Source organism: Dyadobacter linearis (assembly GCF_907165045.1).
In the GTDB taxonomy this organism is placed as follows: Bacteria; Bacteroidota; Bacteroidia; order Cytophagales; family Spirosomataceae; genus Dyadobacter; species Dyadobacter linearis.
Map to the genome: position 1 here is coordinate 470,195 of NZ_CAJRAU010000005.1, position 16,060 is coordinate 486,254.

A 16,060-nucleotide genomic window follows, 5' to 3' on the forward strand; every position below is an offset into this window, starting at 1 on the left:
CAACTGTATTTGCCGGTCCTTTTGGTAAGAAGGCGCCTAACATTGAATGTTGTATGAAGAAAAAAGGTAATTTTGACCAGACATGAATTAATCAGCAAAGCACAAAATGAATCATAAGGAGTTTTTAGAATCGTTGGTTTGTCCGCTCACAGGCACTCCATTGACACTATCGGAAGATCAGAAAACATTGACGAGCGAAGATGGTACTGTGTATGAAGTAGGCGATACAGGAATTGTTAATATGTTGTATCCCAAAGAATTACTTCCAGAAGATGCCCGCGAGCAATACCTCTACGATCAGGCATTTCTTCGTTACGACAAAGGTGTTTCCTGGGTTTTTGAAACGCTAAACCATTCTGACGAAGCTGCTACCAGAAAATTCTTTATTGATCTGATGGAATTGAAACCTGGTATGAAAGCGCTGGAAGTCGGCGCCGGAACAGGTAAAGATTCAGCTTTGATCCTGGATAAAGTTCGTCCGGGAGGAACTGCTGTTTTGTCGGATCTTTCTCCGAATATGTTGAAACTGGCTCAGGAAAAGCTTAATACGGATGATGTTAACGCGCATTACTTCCTTGGAAACGGCTCTTACCTGCCTTTTGCAGACGATACCTTCGACGCAGTTTTTCATTTTGGAGGAATCAATACTTTCTCGGAGCGCAAAAGGGCTTTTGACGAACTGACCCGCGTGGTTCGTCCGGGTGGGAAAGTGGTTGTGGGAGACGAAAGTGTGGCGCCGTGGCTTCGGAATACGCCCACTTATGCAACGTTATTGAAAGCAAACCCGCTTTTCAGAGCTGAGGTACCTTTGGAGGATCTGCCTGCGAATATTGAGAATTTCAAACTGCACTACATCTTTGGTAACGCATTTTACGTAATGGAATATAAGGTTACGTCTACTGCACCTGAAATTGACATTGACCTGCCGATACCAGGCAAAGATTTTGTCGATAACTGGCGCCTGCGTGCTGAAAAAGCGGTTGACTAACTCTTGCATTTCGGTCTCGATTTTACATTCATCAATCATAATAAGACGAATTTCATGTGGGTTAAAAAAGGAGTTATATATAAACCTGACGGGAGCATGCCGCACAGCCTCTCCCACGCGCAGGTTCCTTACGCATACAAGCATAAAGATTTTTTACGCATCTATTTCTCGACCCGTGACGCGAGTACTCAATCCCGGCCGACCTTCATAGATGTTGACTACGACGATCCAAAAAAGATCCTTTACATTCACGACAAACCCGTTTTAGAACTTGGCGGCCCCGGCGAATACGATGAAACCGGCGCAATGCCAGCGTGGTTTGTAGACCGGCCAAATGGAGATATCTGGCTGTATTACACCGGCTGGAACCGCACGCACAATTCGTACCGGCTGTCGATGGGGTTAGCGGAAAGCCTTGATGGAGGTTTGACGTTTAAGAAAAAATTCGTCGGCCCGATTATGGACCGCAGCATTCAAAACCCACTCTGGGCGGCGCAGCCTTCGGTATTGATCGACGAAGATGGTACCTGGCGAATGTGGTACATTTCCGGCCACAAATGCGAATGGATCCACGATTATCCGGAACCCTATTACCGCGCGCAATCGGCTACTTCCAAAGATGGTATTCATTGGGAGATCAGCGATATTCCTACGCTTGATTTTGACGATTTTCTACACGCAGTAGGTCGGCCAAGCGTTTTCAAGGAAGATGGACTTTACAAAATGTACTATTCCTACCGCCACTCACGTGACTATCGCACCGATCGTAATCAGAGTTATAGACTCGGCTACGCGGAATCTGTAGACGGAACTAACTGGGAGCGGAAAGATCATTTGGTAGGAATTGCAAAATCCGACAACCCCGAAGATTTCGACTATGAAATGATTGACTATGCTAATTTTTATCAGCATAACGGGAAACGATATTTGTTATATAATGGTAATGGATTTGGTGCAGCAGGTTTTGCTTACGCGGTTTGGGAAGATTAATATCCTGTGAGAGAGTGATGGAAATCAGTCTTTCATTGCAAGAAGAATGATAGTTTTGATTAATTATTATTACTTAACATCACACAGTCAATACAATGAGTACACTTCAGGAACAGTTTAATAATGATGGATATGTCCTTTTGAGAAATTTTCTCGACAAAGACATTATCAATACCATATATACAGACGCCCGCAAGATTTTCGCGGCTCAGATCAAACGCGTAACCGGCAAATCGGTGGATATCGACGACCGCGATGCATTTGAGAATGCAATGTTCGAGTTTTTCGAGAAAGATTTCAATGCATTTGTAAACACTGGAAAAACGGTGCAGCACACATTTTCGCTGCATAGGCTTGGTGTAGACCCTATTATTGAAAATGTGCTGAAACAAGTCGGGCTTTCCAACCCTATCATCGGGGCGCGGGCAGCAATGCAGTTCAACAGCCGTTTTTTGTCGAAAGATGGCAGCAAACACTGGAAGCTAGACGCGCATCAGGATTGGCGCACTGGCCAGGGCTCTCTCGACAGCACAGTGATCTGGTTCCCGATGGTCGATGCCGGCGCGGATATTGGCGCATTACAGGTAATTCCGGGCAGCCACAAAACGGGTTTGAGAGAATCTTCAACTTCGGGTTACCAGGGCGGAATTACCGCTGAGCTGAAAGACGAAGATTTCGTGCAGACGGAATTCCAGGTTGGCGACATTCTCGTTTTCTCTGCATTTCTGATACACCAGTCCGGAAACAATATCACTAACAATATCCGCTGGTCTGTTCAGCTTCGATACAACAACCTCGACGAACCGACATTCATTGACCGCGGATACCCGATGGCATATATTTACAAACCGGAAACCGAGCTGGTAACGCCCGATTTTCCAAGTGTGGAGCAGTTGAAGGGGGTTTTTAGTTAATCATGGATATCAGATATTTTCAAGATACGGATACACTCTTACTGGTTTTTAATCAGAATGAGGTAGTTGCTACGGATGATTTGAATGAGAATATGCTTGTTGATCGGGATATAAATGGAAATCCAGTTTCCCTAACAATTGAACATGCCACTACGCTGACGAATGTAAATGGTCTGTCATTTCAGCAAATCAGTGGCGACACTGTGAAAGAATTGGTTACCATTTAAAAATACATGAAAGTTTCAGTTTGCGTTCCTGCATACAATCACGAGAAGTACATTGCGCAGATGCTTGATGGCGTTTTGATGCAGCAGACTAATTTTGAGTTTGAAATTGTGATTGGCGACGATGCTTCTACGGATCGTACCCAGGATATTATAAGAGAATATGACCAGAAAAAGCCCGGAATCATCCGGGCTTTTCTGCATTCTGAGAACCAGGGACCAAGCGAGCCGCGTGAATTTGCAGGGAGAAATAATGTACTTCAACTGATCAAAGCTTGCAAAGGGGAATTTGTGGCCATGTGTGAAGGCGATGATTTCTGGACTGACCCTTTAAAGCTTCAGAAACAGGTCGATTATCTTGAACAAAATCCGGAAATCAGCATTTGTCACCATAATATGCGGGTGATTTATGAAGACGGATCTCCCGAACATCTTTTTAATAACCCCGATCAGAAAGCGATTTCTACAATTGAGAATATTCTGGAAGACAAGTGGTTTTTTGCGACTGCGAGTTGGATGTACCGGAATTACTTTTTGAATAATGACTTTGCAGAGTGGCATTCAAAAGCTGCTGCGGGCGACTGGGCAATTATGATTCAGCTGGCAGCTCAGGGAAAAATCGGGTATTTGGCTGATGTAATGGGCGTTTACCGAAAGCATAGTGCAGGATTGAGTAACGTTCACTCTCAGACTAATCTGAAATTTTTGAAAAACAGAAAGGAAATGTTCGAAAACGTAGATAAATGGCTGGCATACAAATATCATAATACAGCTCAGGCCACCATCTCACGGTATGAACAAGAGCTTTCACGGCTCGAAAAAATTGGCGGTTCGAATTAATAATCTTTAATTTGTACTGTTTTTACTATTTCACATTTATGAAGCTAAGCGTCGTAATACCAGCATATAACGAAGAAGAATCGATAACGCACACTCTTACTTCCTTACACAGCACATTAAATAAATACAATATCCCTCACGAGATTTGCGTCACCAACGATAATTCCAAAGACGGCACATTGCGGGTATTGGATGAGCTTTCTCTTCAAATTCCAACACTTGTATATTACACCAACCCCGGCCCGAATGGTTTCGGGTATGCGGTAAGGTACGGTCTGGAACGATTCAAAGGTGACTGCGTGGCGGTATTTATGGCTGATATGTCCGATGATCCGGAAGATCTGGTGAAGTACTATTTTAAAATGCTGGAAGGTGACTACGACTGTGTATTCGGGTCGCGGTGGGAAAAAGGCGGGAAGGTTATTGATTATCCTGCGCTCAAAAAGGTGATCAACCGGGTGGCGAATTTTATCGTGCGGATTGTAATGGGGATTAAATACAATGATACTACCAACGCATTCAAGCTTTATAAAAGAGAAACGATCGAAGGGATCAAGCCTTTTTTAGCGCCTCATTTTAATTTAACCATTGAACTTCCACTCAAAGCAATGGTGCGCGGTTTCAATTACGCAGTGGTTCCCAATAGCTGGACAAACCGTAAATACGGAGAATCAAAGCTGAAAATCAAAGAAATGGGCAGCCGGTACTTTTTTATTTTAATGTACTGCCTGATAGAAAAATACTTCTCGCAGGGTGATTTTATGAAGAAGACTATCGCACCAAAGAAAGAAGTCAGCCGCTGAGGAAAAGCCACTGAGGGCCAGCACCTTACTATTTGATCCAGTCCTGTATAAAATGGACTTTATGGGCGATGTACGAAATGCCCAGGCCCCAGATCACCGCGCTCAGCGTCATCCAAAGGAATATCGAATGCTTCGGTACACGAAAAGCAACTGCCAATATTGGCCCGAAAATGGGTGTGAATAGCGGCGGTGTCAAAAATGCAATGCCGATAATGCCGAAACGCTTCCAGATATTGACCGCAATGCGATTGATCCTTGTAAATTTTTTAGGTTCGGATTTTCTGCGTTTCTGAATCAATGCGCGAATTCCACTTCCTATATACGTAAGGATCAGGACTGTGAACATCATTCCGATTGCGGAGCAGGCGGCGGTTTCAAGCCAGGTCAATTTCAATATTACGCCTGTAATCGGTCCTCCGAAAAATTTGAGCGTACTGGCAAGTGCCACCGATAAGTATTTGAGAAAGGTGGTTTCCATTTATACTTTAACCTGGATCATTTCAGAAGCAAAACGCCGCGTCGCTTCATTTGTTTGAACGTAATCCGTATATGAAGGATTTTCGACGTAGGCTATCTTAGCCAGGCTCTCGACAATTACGTCCGAAATATCCAGAAATCCTATCTTGTCATGCAGGAATGCGTCAACGGCAATTTCGTTTGCTGCGTTCACGATACATGCCGCATTACCACCTTTTTCCAACACCTCATAAGCAATTGCCAGATTTCTGAAAGTTTCCAGGTCGGGCTTTTCAAATGTGAGTGAAGGATAATCTACGAAGTTGAATCTCGGAAAATCAGATTTCAGCCGCAAAGGATAATATAGTGCATATTGGATCGGCAGTTTCATGTCCGGCAGGCCCATTTGCGCTTTCATGCTTCCATCCTCGAATTGTACCAGCGAGTGAATAATGCTTTGCGGATGTACGATTACTTCGATTTGAGAGGCTTTTAAATCAAATAACCATTTAGCTTCGATCACTTCCAAACCCTTGTTCATAAGAGTGGCCGAATCAATTGTGATTTTGGCGCCCATACTCCAGTTAGGGTGTTTCAGCGCCTGCGCCTTGGTTACGGAAGCCAGAAAAGCTTTGTCTCTCCCACGAAACGGTCCGCCGGAAGCGGTCAGGATAATCTTTTCGATTGGATTATTTTCTTCTCCCGTAAGACATTGAAAAATGGCAGCGTGCTCGGAATCAACGGGATATATATTTACCTGGTATTGCTTCGCCAGAGCGGTGATCAGCTCGCCGGCTACGACCAGAGTTTCCTTGTTTGCTAACGCAATTGTCTTTCCAGCTTTGATCGCATGAATCGTAGGCAATAGCCCGGCGTAACCTACCATCGCAGTCAAAACGATATCCACTTCATCCGACTCTACCACCGAAACCAGCGCCTCTGCGCCTTTATAAACCTTAACAGGAAAACCAGCAAGTGCAGATTTTACCTGGTCAAACTTATTTTCACTACAAATCACTACCTCATCAGGAAGGAATTTCACTGCCTGCTCTATTAGTAAGTCAGCGTTTTCACCCGCAGTTAATACAGAAACTGAAAATACTTCTGGATTCGCTGCTATTACTTCAAGCGCCTGTGTACCGATTGAACCGGTCGACCCTAAAATGGCTATTCTTTTCTTCATTGTCTTTTCATTTAAGGTCGCTTACACATTTTTAAGCTTCACCAATTCATCCGCGATTTTCCTGTCATTGGAAAGCCGCGGCACTTTATTCTGTCCGCCTAATTTTCCACTGGCTCTCATAAAATTGATGAATGCATTTTTCGGCAGTGGTACCAGTTCTAGTTTTCTCAGAATACTTCCTTGAATGAGGTCTTTGTAATAAATATTCAATTCTGTCAGCCTGCGGTCAACATCTTCAACGAACTGATTCATATCCTGCGGCGCAGTAGCAAATTCTACCAACCATTCATGATAAGGAAGTCCGCCTCCGGCAGGATTTACCATCGGAGCAACTGTAAACTCCACTACCTCAACTTCCGGGTGACGCTCCATGCCGTACCGCAGTGCTTTCTCGATCTCCTCGCCGATCACGTGCTCGCCGAATGCAGAAATGAAATGCTTGATCCTACCCGTAACGAGTATTTTATATGGATTTGTAGAAACAAACCGGACCGTATCCCCGAGCGAATAGCCCCAAAGTCCCGCATTGTTATTTACGATCATCGCATAGTTCTTACCCACTTCGACCTCGCCTATTGAATATCTGGGCGGATTTTCTTCGAAAAACTGATCAGCCGGAATGAATTCGTAGAATATGCCGGTATTGAGCAAAAGCAACAAACCTTCGTCATCCTGCGAATCCTGGTAGGCGAAGAAACCTTCCGAAGCCGGGTATAACTCGATGGAATCAATTCGCTTTCCTATTGACTCAAAAAGCTTGGCGCGGTAAGGCTCAAAATTGACACCTCCATATATAAAAAGTGAAAAGTCAGGAAAAACGTCTTTGATCTTCTTTCCGGTACGCTCGATGATCCTGTCAAAATACATTTGAACCCAGGGTGGAATGCCAGAAATGAGCGACATGGGTTGATCGATCGTTTCTTCGATCACCTTATCGAGCTTGGTCTCCCAGTCTTCAATGCAGTTGGTTTCGTAGCTTGGCAGCTGATTAGCGCGAAGGTAAGCCGGTACGTGATGGTTGGAAATACCTGACAGGCGGCCTGTCAGTACCCCGCCAGTCTCTGTCAATACCGGACTTCCGGAGAGGAATATCAGTTTATTGTCTAAAAAGGCAGATTTGCCGGTCTGATCAATATACGTCAAAATGGCATTTCGCGCAGAGTTGATGTGATTGGAGATCGAATCCTTTGAAATCGGAATGTACTTGGTTCCGGAGGTAGTACCTGACGTTTTGGCAAAATATAAAGGTTTCCCCGGCCAGAGTATATTGTCAGCCCCTTCTTTGATCTTGCCAATATATCCTTTCAGATCCTCGTAATCCGCAACCGGCACCGCCTCTTTAAAATCCGAGTAAGAATGAATATCCCCAAAAAAGTGGTCTTTACCGAACTCTGTCGCTGCCGCTTTTGCGACCAGCTCTTGTCTCCATTTTTCCTGAATTGCAATGCTTTCAGAGATCCATTGCTGCTGCTGCTGAACGATATATCTTGCCAGCGGCCGACTTAAAATTGCTTTGATTCCCATAGTAAAAACAAAGGTAAGCAGGATTTGTAATTTCTGTAAAAGGAGCCGAAAATGGCGTTTTTTTACCCACTTTGAGGTAATCCTGTAAATTTTTTAAATGCCTTTGTTTGTGGACAATAATCTGTAATTTTGCCATCCTGAAATCAAAGTGAGCGCAAATTTTAACAAATTATATGGGATTGTTTGATTTTTTGACTAGCGATATTGCGATTGATTTGGGTACTGCCAATACTTTGATCATTCATAAAGATACAGTAGTTGTTGACGAGCCCTCAATCATTGCCATGGATAAAACCACGGGCAAAGTTTTGGCGATAGGCCACACGGCCATGCAAATGCATGAGAAGACGAATGAGAATATAAAAACGATCCGTCCACTCAAAGACGGGGTTATTGCAGACTTTACCGCAGCCGAAATGATGATCCGTGGTATGATCAAAATGATCGACACGGGCAGCCGCTTTTTTACACCCTCCCACAGAATGGTAGTTTGCATTCCTTCCGGTATTACCGAGGTTGAGAAACGGGCTGTAAAAGACTCCTGCGAGCATGCAGGCGCAAAAGAAGTGTATATGGTGCACGAGCCGATCGCCGCTGCAATAGGTATCGGTATCGATATTACTCAGCCAAACGGGGTGATGATCGTGGATATTGGTGGTGGTACTACCGAAATCGCTGTTATTGCATTGTCAGGTATTGTTTGCGAGCAGTCTGTCCGCATTGCGGGTGACGTTTTTACAAGGGATATCGTCGATTATATGCGTCGCGAGCACAACCTGCTGATCGGGGAACGTTCTGCCGAGCTGATCAAAATGGCAATTGGCTCTGCATCACCTGAGTTGGAAGTTCCTCTGGAAGATTACCAGATCCGCGGGCGTGACTTGATGACGGGTATTCCGAAGGAAATCCGTGTGACGTATAGTGAGATAGCGTACTCTCTGGACAAGTCAATTTCCAAAATTGAAGAAGGTGTAATGAAAGCACTGGAAATCTCTCCTCCTGAGCTTTCAGCGGATATTTTCAAAAATGGTATATACCTGACCGGCGGCGGCGCACTTATTCACGGACTTGACAAACGCATTGCTCAGAAAACGAAGCTTCCCGTCCATATTGCTGACGATCCATTAAAGGCTGTTGTAAAAGGTACTGGGGAAGTCCTCAAAAACCTGGAACTCTACAAGCCTGTATTGATTTCATAAGGATCGGATCGCGCATAGCGTGCACATTTAGCCCATGCTCCAACTCGTTGATTTCGTCATACGGAATCGTTTCTTTTTGGTTTTCGTACTGCTGGAAGTGCTCAGTGTGTGGCTTATTGTGCGCAGCAATACGTACTGGGGCGCCACTTATTTTAATACTTCCAATTACTACGTCGCTAAAACGCTTGCATTCTCCAACTCTGCCAGAGAATATACCAAGCTGGACGAAATGAATGCGGACCTGGCAAATGAGAATGCCAGGCTGCACGCATTGGTTACGACATTGAGCCAAAGAAAGCCCGTCGATTCTCCGGCAGGATACGTACCCGACTCTGCATTTGCTGCGAGGTTTACTTACACCGTCGCGAAGGTTGTCGATAATGAGACGAACAAGCATAACAATGTACTGACGATCGATAAAGGTACCGCTCACGGAATTAAGCCAGGTATGGGGGTTATTTCGGCCACCGGCGTCGTGGGTAAGGTTCGGTTCTGCTCGGAGCAATATTCGGTTATTACCTCAATTTTGCATTCGCAGTTCATGGTATCGAGCAAGCTGGTGCGCAGTAAGGAAATAGGATATGCCAAATGGGCAGGAAAAGATCCTAACCTGATTGACATGATCGACGTTTCTAAATACACCAAGATATTCAGAGGCGACTCTGCGGTAACGTCAGATCAGAACTCTGTCTTTCCTCCAGGTATTATGGTAGGCAGGGTCGAAACCGTAGCCGTGCATCCGAATCAGACGTTTTATAACATTGTATTGCGCCTTTCTACCGACTTCCGGAACCTCTCTTACGTTTATGTGGTACAAAATCAACAACTTGGGGAGCAGGAAAATTTGAAAACACGTACGATCGAAGTCCGATGAGTTTAAGAGAAACAATACAATATTCGCTGATGGTTCTGCTGTATCTGTTCCTGCAGATCTTCTTTATGCGCAATATGGTTTTGTTCAATTATGCCTTCTGCTTTATCTATATTGCGGGCGTATTGCTGATGCCGCCTGACATTGACAGGATGTACCTGCTGCTCATAGCCTTTGCAATAGGTTTCACTGTGGATGTTTTCTCGAATACCTTTGGAATGCACGCTGCCGCCACCGTACTGATCGCTTACCTCCGTCCTTTCCTGATCCACTTCCAGATGAAGTCCAAAGGAGCAGAGCGCGCGGAGGTCGGAATACGGACACAGGGTTTAGGCGCCTTTATTTCCTATATTTTCCCGCTGATCCTAATTCATCATTCGGTTCTGTTTTTTATGGAGATCAACCATTTTGGAATGATCCTTTATACGCTGATCCGCATTGGTGCCAGCACCTTACTTACTACTCTCCTCGTCATATTACTGGAACTTTTTTCCAAACGTTAATATGACATTTTGACGCAAGTCGATTTTTGGCTCGAAATTTGATGTAGCTACATTAATTAACGATGACTTAGATCGCATTGGGAACCGGTCAGATTTCCTCTCAATTGTAATTTTATCGTGAAGGAGTGGCTGTTATATAGCTTCAACGAGCCACTTGTCAAAATTAATTTGCACCGTTTGGAGCTGTTATTAATCTTTGTAAATTCAGCATTCCTATGTCAGTTGCCATGTCAGAAACGCTCACGACTAATGAATACACGGATGATCTTCGTTATGAAGTATTTAACCGCGAGTTCATGCCTCATATAGACTCCATGTACAACTTCGCCTTCCGCCTTACCATGGATGAAGACGATGCAAATGACTTGGTTCAGGACACATATTTAAAAGCATTTCGTTTTATTTCTTCTTTTGAACAGGGTACTAATGCAAAAGCCTGGTTATTTAGAATCCTGAAAAATAGCTTTATTAACGACTATCGTAAAAAGAGCAAAGAGCCTTCAAAAGTAGATTATCAGGAAGTAGAAACAACTTACAATTCAGAAGAAGCGTCGGACACTACGTATACCGTGGACCTTCGTGCTGACGCGGTTCAGGAACTGATCGGAGATGAGGTAGCAAATGCATTGAATGCACTTCCAGTAGACTTTCGGACTGTGATTATCCTGTGTGATATTGAAGGATTTACGTACGAAGAAATGGCGAAGATCCTGGACATTCCGATCGGTACTGTAAGGTCCAGACTGCACCGTGCGCGTAATCTTTTGAAAGAAAAATTGAAGAGTTATGCCAGCACAATGGGATACGATTCATAGGTTGTGAAACTTTTTTTACAACCTATTCGGTTATAAGGTACAACTGAAACTTATTCCATTATTCCTTATTTCATTTTAGGTAATGAATGCATCCCCTACGACGCCTTCTGTGACAGAAGCTGCGCAAGACAAAGTAATGAAGCACACGTGTGATCATCACGCTCAGTGTATGAAGGTAATCCAGGCTATTCTGGATGATGAGGCGACGGACGCTGAGAAGGAACATTTTCGTGTCAATATGGATAAATGCATTCCCTGCATCGAATCTTACCGCCTGGAAAAATGCATCAAAGATTCACTTAATCAGAAAATTGCAAAAAAGCCCTGCCCCGAAAGTATCCTCAATACGATCCTATCTAAAATCAACAGTTAATCTGTTCGTGTGAAAGGAAAGCTCATCATATTCTCTGCTCCTTCCGGTTCTGGAAAAACCACCATTGTCAGACACCTTTTAAGTACATTTAATAATCAGCTCGCATTCTCTGTCTCGGCTTGCACGCGTGCAAAGCGGGACCACGAGATTGACGGTAAAGATTATTATTTTCTAACGCTCGCAGATTTCCGGCAAAAGATCGCCGACCAGGAATTTGCAGAGTGGGAAGAGGTATATGCCGGAAATTATTATGGTACCCTAAAATCCGAGATCCAGCGGCTTTGGGACGAAGGTAAGCACGTCGTTTTCGATGTTGACGTCAAAGGTGGATTGAAACTCAAAGAAGCTTACGGAGACAGCGCCCTAGGCGTGTTTGTAAAAGTAACTTCCGAAGCTGAGATCAAGCGCCGCCTTTCGAGACGAGGAACTGAAACCGAGGAAACGCTGGCTACCAGGTTAGCGAAAGTCCGCTACGAACAAAGTTTCGAGCACGAGTTCGACGTGGTACTGATTAACGATGAGCTGAATAATGCATTGGAAAGTGCAGAGATCCTGGTGAAGGATTTTCTGGAACTTTAAATTTCCCCCGCGATGAAAATCGGACTTTTTTTTGGGTCTTTCAATCCCATCCATATTGGACACCTGATTATCGCTAATACCATGCACGCGACTACGGATCTGGAACAGATCTGGTTCATTGTCAGTCCGCAAAATCCCTTTAAAAAGAACAACAGTCTGTTGCACGAGTTTGACCGTTTCGATCTTGTACAGCGTGCAATCTCTGACAATGCGGCATTTAAGGCGAGTGACGTGGAATTTCACATGCCGAAGCCAAGCTACACGATTGATACGCTGATCCGGATCCAGGAGAAATTCCCTCAGCACGAATTCAAGCTGATTATGGGCGAGGACAATCTGGCTCAATTTCCTAACTGGAAAAATTACGAGCAGATCCTGGAATATACGGGTCTGTATGTTTACAACCGGCCCAATTCAAAAAAACACATTTTTGGAAATCACCCGGCAGTAAGGTTCATCGAAGCGCCTCTGCTGGATATTTCGGCGACATTTATCCGAAATTCCCTAAAAAACGGAGTCTCTATCAAATACCTGGTTCCCGAATCGGTGGAGCAGCTGATCAAAATCAAGAAATTTTATCTCTGATCTAAAGTGGTCTTGTTTGATAAGTGATCTCTGAAAGTAATCCAACTGCATTGAATTTAAGAATCACTTTCTCCGCCTCCGATTTGGCCTTCATATCTTCACACTGAGGCCCTTTTTGTAAAAAATAGACGTAAAACTTCTGGTTTCGTTCTCCCAGCTGGTGAATATCAGGGCGGCCAAGCAGCTTGCCTATATCATCCGCAAACTTTCCTTTCAATTCTTTTTCAATAGACTTGAAATCTGCTTTCTGGGTCGAACGTGCGTTATTGCAGCCTCCCCGGTCAGCACGCCATTTTTTTAGATCCAAATTTCCTAATTTGTCCGGTGCCGAAGAACACGCTGCCAGAAAACCTATTAATATCCATGTATAAATCTTGGCCGGAAATCTCATTTTAAACACTCCTTTCGTTAAGTTTAAATCTATCCGCGAAGCTACTTATACTTCTCCTGACATGAAATTCATTTTGCTGTTTTTGATCCAGTTTTCATTTGTTCTGTCCGCAAATGCTCAACTGTCACAACCAATCGACGGAACCGACTGTGCGCGGCAGTTTTTTATTGCATTGCAGGAAAAGGATATAAATGCATTGGAAGGCATTCTCACTGCCGACTTTACGGTTGTAAGCTTCAATGGACAAACGATCAACCGGCAGCAACTTATTCAAACAGTGAACGATGGACTCCTCGTTGTAGAATCCGGCATGATATCGGGCATTAGTACAAGAAATTACCGCGATGTAGCGATTGTCACAGGATTGTGGAGTATCAGGGCGCGATTCAGAAATAACAGCTTTCAGGGCGATCTTTCATTTATGGCAGTATGCACCCGAAGCGGAGCCAAATGGCAGGTATCCGCAGTCCAGCTCACGCCGGTCCAATAAGTCCGCATAAACGAAAAAAAGGAGCCTATTGAGCTCCTTTTAAATTCATATTATGTAATTTCTATACGTTCATCAGCGATTCACGACGGCGCATTTTGCCGGCCGGAATACCAAACATCATTTTGAAACGACGGCAGAAATAAGCGGTGTCTTTGTAACCTACATCTGAACCGATCGCGCGAATGCTTTTCTTGGAAGTACGCAGCAAATCAACCGCTTTTTCCATACGCTGGTATTCGATATAATCCTGTGGGTTGATCCCGGTCAGCATTTTAAAATATTGACCAACATAATCCTCAGAAACATTTGCTACGTTGGCAAGTACCTTGTTGGAAAGATCTCCACCCAGATTGTCTTTAATATAAGCGAAAATGTCAATCAGACGTGGATCCTTGAAATAAGTACTATTCGTAACCAGCTGCTCAACAAACAATTTGTTTTTCAGAATGTAACGAATGATCTCAATCACCACCTCTTCCGTTTTGATCTTGATAATGCGTCCCTTTCCAGGAGTATCGAGCATATCTTCTGTCAATATCTGGTTGATAGTCGCTGCAATCTGATCGTCTCTTTTGATCAAAAACGGAGGTACATCCAGGGAAGTGAAGAAGTTGACAGTATCAAAAACCTTTGCTTCGAAAGATATCAGTCCGAATGAGTTAGGTAGTTTTCCAATTAATGCAGGATCGTGACCAGCGTCGATATAGTTATCACGGTTGGTCATAAACTCCTCGTTCGAAACCGTTTTCGCAGTCTGCGTATTTCCGTAAGTCACAGTCGCATGTTTTCCGCCTGGAATAAAAAGCATATCGCCTTCCTCCACACGCTGCGATTCTTCCGACCCGAAAGAAACTTCACCGTCGTACAAAATCGTAAGCGAGTTCTGGACGTCGTAGAAATTTTTAATCGTAATAGGTTGCAAAATCCGTATATGACGGGCTTTCACGAATTTCACCCCTAAAGATTCAATAATCTTATTATAATCTTCCATACCTGATATGTTTAAGGGTCCTTTTGACCGTAACTTTCAATTTTTGTACAAATCTAATAAATTGTACAAAACTAATACAAGTATAGATTGACAAAAATTCAAAAAAAATGATATTTTGATATCATTTAAATCCAAGATTCAGAATAAAATGGATTCGATCTTCTGAAATCAACTATTTAAGTAGCTCCCTGGCTATTACGAGTTTTTGTATTTCAGAGGTACCCTCATAAATCTGCGTAATTTTCGCGTCGCGCATGTGCCGCTCGACGTGATATTCTTTTACGTATCCATAGCCGCCGTGTACCTGCACAGCCTCGGTAGTGACCCACATTGCAACATCGGATGCAAATAATTTAGCCATCGCCGCAGCTTGTACGTAATCTTTTCCCTCGTCTTTCATACGGGCTGATTTATAGACAAGTAACCGCGCCGCCTCTATTTTTGTCGCCATTTCCGACAGCTTAAACTGAATAGCCTGGTGATCGCTGATCGGCTTGCCGAAAGTTTTCCGCTCTTTGGAATATTTCAAGGAAAGCTCAAATGCGCCGGCGGCGATTCCCAGCGCCTGGGCCGCAATACCGATCCTGCCCCCGTTCAATACATTCATCGCAAACTTGAACCCGAATCCGTCGTCCCCTATTCTGTTCTCCTTCGGAACCTTTACATCAGAGAACATCAAAGTATGTGTATCCGAAGCACGAATGCCCATTTTGTCTTCTTTTTTACCGACCTCAAAACCTTCCACACCCTTCTCCACCAAAAACGCATTGATCCCTTTGTGCCTTTTCTCAGGGTCTGTCTGAGCGATTACGACGCAAACGTTTGAAGTATTTCCATTTGTTATCCAGTTCTTGGTCCCGTTCAGCAGATAATAACCGCCCCGATCGACAGCCGTGGTGTGCTGGGAAGTAGCATCAGAACCGGCCTCAGGCTCCGATAAACAGAACGCGCCGATCATTTCGCCCGTGGCAAGTTTCGTCAGGTATTTTTGTTTGAGCTCCTGCGATCCATATTTTTCAATTCCCCAGCATACCAGCGAATTATTTACCGACATGATCACACCGGCCGACGCATCGATCTTGGAAATTTCCTCCATAGCCAGTACGTAAGAGAGCGTATCCATTCCGCTGCCGTTGTACTCCGGCGAAACCATCATTCCCAGAAACCCCAGTTCGCCCATTTTTTTGAGTAGCACAGGATCAAATTTCTGGGCGTTATCCCGCTCAATCACTTCCGGCAACAATTCGTTTTGTGCAAAATAGCGGGCAGCGTCGCGAACCGCCAGGTGCTCTTCGCTCAGGTTGAAATCCATTCCATTTAATTGTCCGCTAAACGCCATAC

Annotated in this window: 20 protein-coding genes; 14 read left to right on the top strand and 6 right to left on the bottom strand. The window is 44.2% G+C overall.

What is annotated here, in order from left to right; genetic code table 11:
• Positions 1 to 106 precede the first annotated feature (106 nt).
• The 6 genes from KOD92_RS19080 to KOD92_RS19105 all read left to right on the top strand — a co-directional run bounded on the left by KOD92_RS19080 (position 107) and on the right by KOD92_RS19105 (position 4,759).
• The gene (locus KOD92_RS19080) at positions 107 to 988 is read left to right on the top strand and encodes a class I SAM-dependent methyltransferase (protein ID WP_215235173.1); all 882 of its coding nucleotides are present in this window, start codon (positions 107 to 109) and stop codon (positions 986 to 988) included.
• Between the two features lie 54 nt (positions 989 to 1,042).
• Positions 1,043 to 1,978, top strand: coding sequence for a glycoside hydrolase family protein (locus tag KOD92_RS19085; protein WP_215235225.1), 936 nt, complete (start codon positions 1,043 to 1,045; stop codon positions 1,976 to 1,978).
• 95 nt (positions 1,979 to 2,073) lie between these two features.
• Positions 2,074 to 2,892 carry a phytanoyl-CoA dioxygenase family protein gene (locus tag KOD92_RS19090; RefSeq protein WP_215235174.1) on the top strand — a complete coding sequence of 273 codons (819 nt, stop codon included), beginning with the start codon at positions 2,074 to 2,076 and terminating at the stop codon, positions 2,890 to 2,892.
• A 2-nt stretch (positions 2,893 to 2,894) separates the two neighbouring features.
• Positions 2,895 to 3,119, top strand: coding sequence for a DUF2283 domain-containing protein (locus KOD92_RS19095; RefSeq protein WP_215235175.1), 225 nt, complete (start codon positions 2,895 to 2,897; stop codon positions 3,117 to 3,119).
• Between the two features lie 6 nt (positions 3,120 to 3,125).
• A complete protein-coding gene (locus KOD92_RS19100; protein ID WP_215235176.1) occupies positions 3,126 to 3,956 on the top strand; it encodes a glycosyltransferase family 2 protein in 831 nt (276 codons plus the stop codon).
• 38 nt (positions 3,957 to 3,994) lie between these two features.
• A complete protein-coding gene (locus KOD92_RS19105; RefSeq protein ID WP_215235177.1) occupies positions 3,995 to 4,759 on the top strand; it encodes a glycosyltransferase family 2 protein in 765 nt (254 codons plus the stop codon).
• 28 nt (positions 4,760 to 4,787) lie between these two features.
• On the opposite strand, the gene KOD92_RS19110 is transcribed toward KOD92_RS19105, so the two are convergent.
• From KOD92_RS19110 to KOD92_RS19120, 3 genes are read right to left on the bottom strand one after another with little or no spacing between them, the layout of a single operon-like run.
• Positions 4,788 to 5,237 (bottom strand): hypothetical protein, encoded by a 450-nt coding sequence (locus KOD92_RS19110; protein ID WP_215235178.1) that lies wholly within the window; start codon positions 5,235 to 5,237, stop codon positions 4,788 to 4,790.
• Positions 5,238 to 6,398 (bottom strand): 1-deoxy-D-xylulose-5-phosphate reductoisomerase, encoded by a 1,161-nt coding sequence (locus KOD92_RS19115; protein ID WP_215235179.1) that lies wholly within the window; start codon positions 6,396 to 6,398, stop codon positions 5,238 to 5,240. It abuts the gene before it with no gap.
• A gap of 21 nt (positions 6,399 to 6,419) precedes the next feature.
• Complete coding sequence (locus KOD92_RS19120; RefSeq protein ID WP_215235180.1) at positions 6,420 to 7,922, bottom strand: GH3 auxin-responsive promoter family protein; 1,503 nt, start codon at positions 7,920 to 7,922, stop codon at positions 6,420 to 6,422.
• Positions 7,923 to 8,095: 173 nt separating this feature from the next.
• On the opposite strand from KOD92_RS19120, the gene KOD92_RS19125 reads away from it, so the two are divergent.
• The 7 genes from KOD92_RS19125 to nadD all read left to right on the top strand — a co-directional run bounded on the left by KOD92_RS19125 (position 8,096) and on the right by nadD (position 12,847).
• Positions 8,096 to 9,121 carry a rod shape-determining protein gene (locus tag KOD92_RS19125; RefSeq protein ID WP_215235181.1) on the top strand — a complete coding sequence of 342 codons (1,026 nt, stop codon included), beginning with the start codon at positions 8,096 to 8,098 and terminating at the stop codon, positions 9,119 to 9,121.
• A 34-nt stretch (positions 9,122 to 9,155) separates the two neighbouring features.
• Positions 9,156 to 9,995 carry a rod shape-determining protein MreC gene (mreC, locus tag KOD92_RS19130; RefSeq protein ID WP_215235182.1) on the top strand — a complete coding sequence of 280 codons (840 nt, stop codon included), beginning with the start codon at positions 9,156 to 9,158 and terminating at the stop codon, positions 9,993 to 9,995.
• The gene (locus KOD92_RS19135; RefSeq protein ID WP_215235183.1) at positions 9,992 to 10,495 is read left to right on the top strand and encodes a hypothetical protein; all 504 of its coding nucleotides are present in this window, start codon (positions 9,992 to 9,994) and stop codon (positions 10,493 to 10,495) included. The genes mreC and KOD92_RS19135 overlap by 4 nt, the downstream gene beginning before the upstream one ends.
• Before the next feature lie 215 nt (positions 10,496 to 10,710).
• A complete protein-coding gene (locus KOD92_RS19140; RefSeq protein WP_215235184.1) occupies positions 10,711 to 11,310 on the top strand; it encodes a sigma-70 family RNA polymerase sigma factor in 600 nt (199 codons plus the stop codon).
• Between the two features lie 82 nt (positions 11,311 to 11,392).
• Positions 11,393 to 11,683 carry a phosphohydrolase gene (locus KOD92_RS19145; protein WP_229254751.1) on the top strand — a complete coding sequence of 97 codons (291 nt, stop codon included), beginning with the start codon at positions 11,393 to 11,395 and terminating at the stop codon, positions 11,681 to 11,683.
• A 9-nt stretch (positions 11,684 to 11,692) separates the two neighbouring features.
• Positions 11,693 to 12,262, top strand: a complete 570-nt coding sequence (gmk, locus tag KOD92_RS19150; RefSeq protein ID WP_215235185.1) for a guanylate kinase — start codon at positions 11,693 to 11,695, stop codon at positions 12,260 to 12,262.
• 12 nt (positions 12,263 to 12,274) lie between these two features.
• The gene (gene nadD / locus KOD92_RS19155; RefSeq protein ID WP_215235186.1) at positions 12,275 to 12,847 is read left to right on the top strand and encodes a nicotinate (nicotinamide) nucleotide adenylyltransferase; all 573 of its coding nucleotides are present in this window, start codon (positions 12,275 to 12,277) and stop codon (positions 12,845 to 12,847) included.
• A 1-nt stretch (position 12,848) separates the two neighbouring features.
• On the opposite strand, the gene KOD92_RS19160 is transcribed toward nadD, so the two are convergent.
• Complete coding sequence (locus tag KOD92_RS19160) at positions 12,849 to 13,154, bottom strand: hypothetical protein (RefSeq protein ID WP_229254752.1); 306 nt, start codon at positions 13,152 to 13,154, stop codon at positions 12,849 to 12,851.
• Between the two features lie 145 nt (positions 13,155 to 13,299).
• Here KOD92_RS19160 and KOD92_RS19165 point away from each other — a divergent pair, with 145 nt between their 5' ends.
• A complete protein-coding gene (locus tag KOD92_RS19165) occupies positions 13,300 to 13,728 on the top strand; it encodes a nuclear transport factor 2 family protein (protein WP_215235187.1) in 429 nt (142 codons plus the stop codon).
• A 61-nt stretch (positions 13,729 to 13,789) separates the two neighbouring features.
• Here KOD92_RS19165 and KOD92_RS19170 read toward each other — a convergent pair whose 3' ends face one another.
• Both KOD92_RS19170 and KOD92_RS19175 read right to left on the bottom strand, forming a co-directional pair.
• Positions 13,790 to 14,719 (bottom strand): helix-turn-helix domain-containing protein, encoded by a 930-nt coding sequence (locus tag KOD92_RS19170; RefSeq protein WP_215235188.1) that lies wholly within the window; start codon positions 14,717 to 14,719, stop codon positions 13,790 to 13,792.
• A gap of 172 nt (positions 14,720 to 14,891) precedes the next feature.
• Positions 14,892 to 16,031, bottom strand: a complete 1,140-nt coding sequence (locus tag KOD92_RS19175; RefSeq protein ID WP_215235228.1) for an acyl-CoA dehydrogenase — start codon at positions 16,029 to 16,031, stop codon at positions 14,892 to 14,894.
• Positions 16,032 to 16,060: the final 29 nt, after the last annotated feature.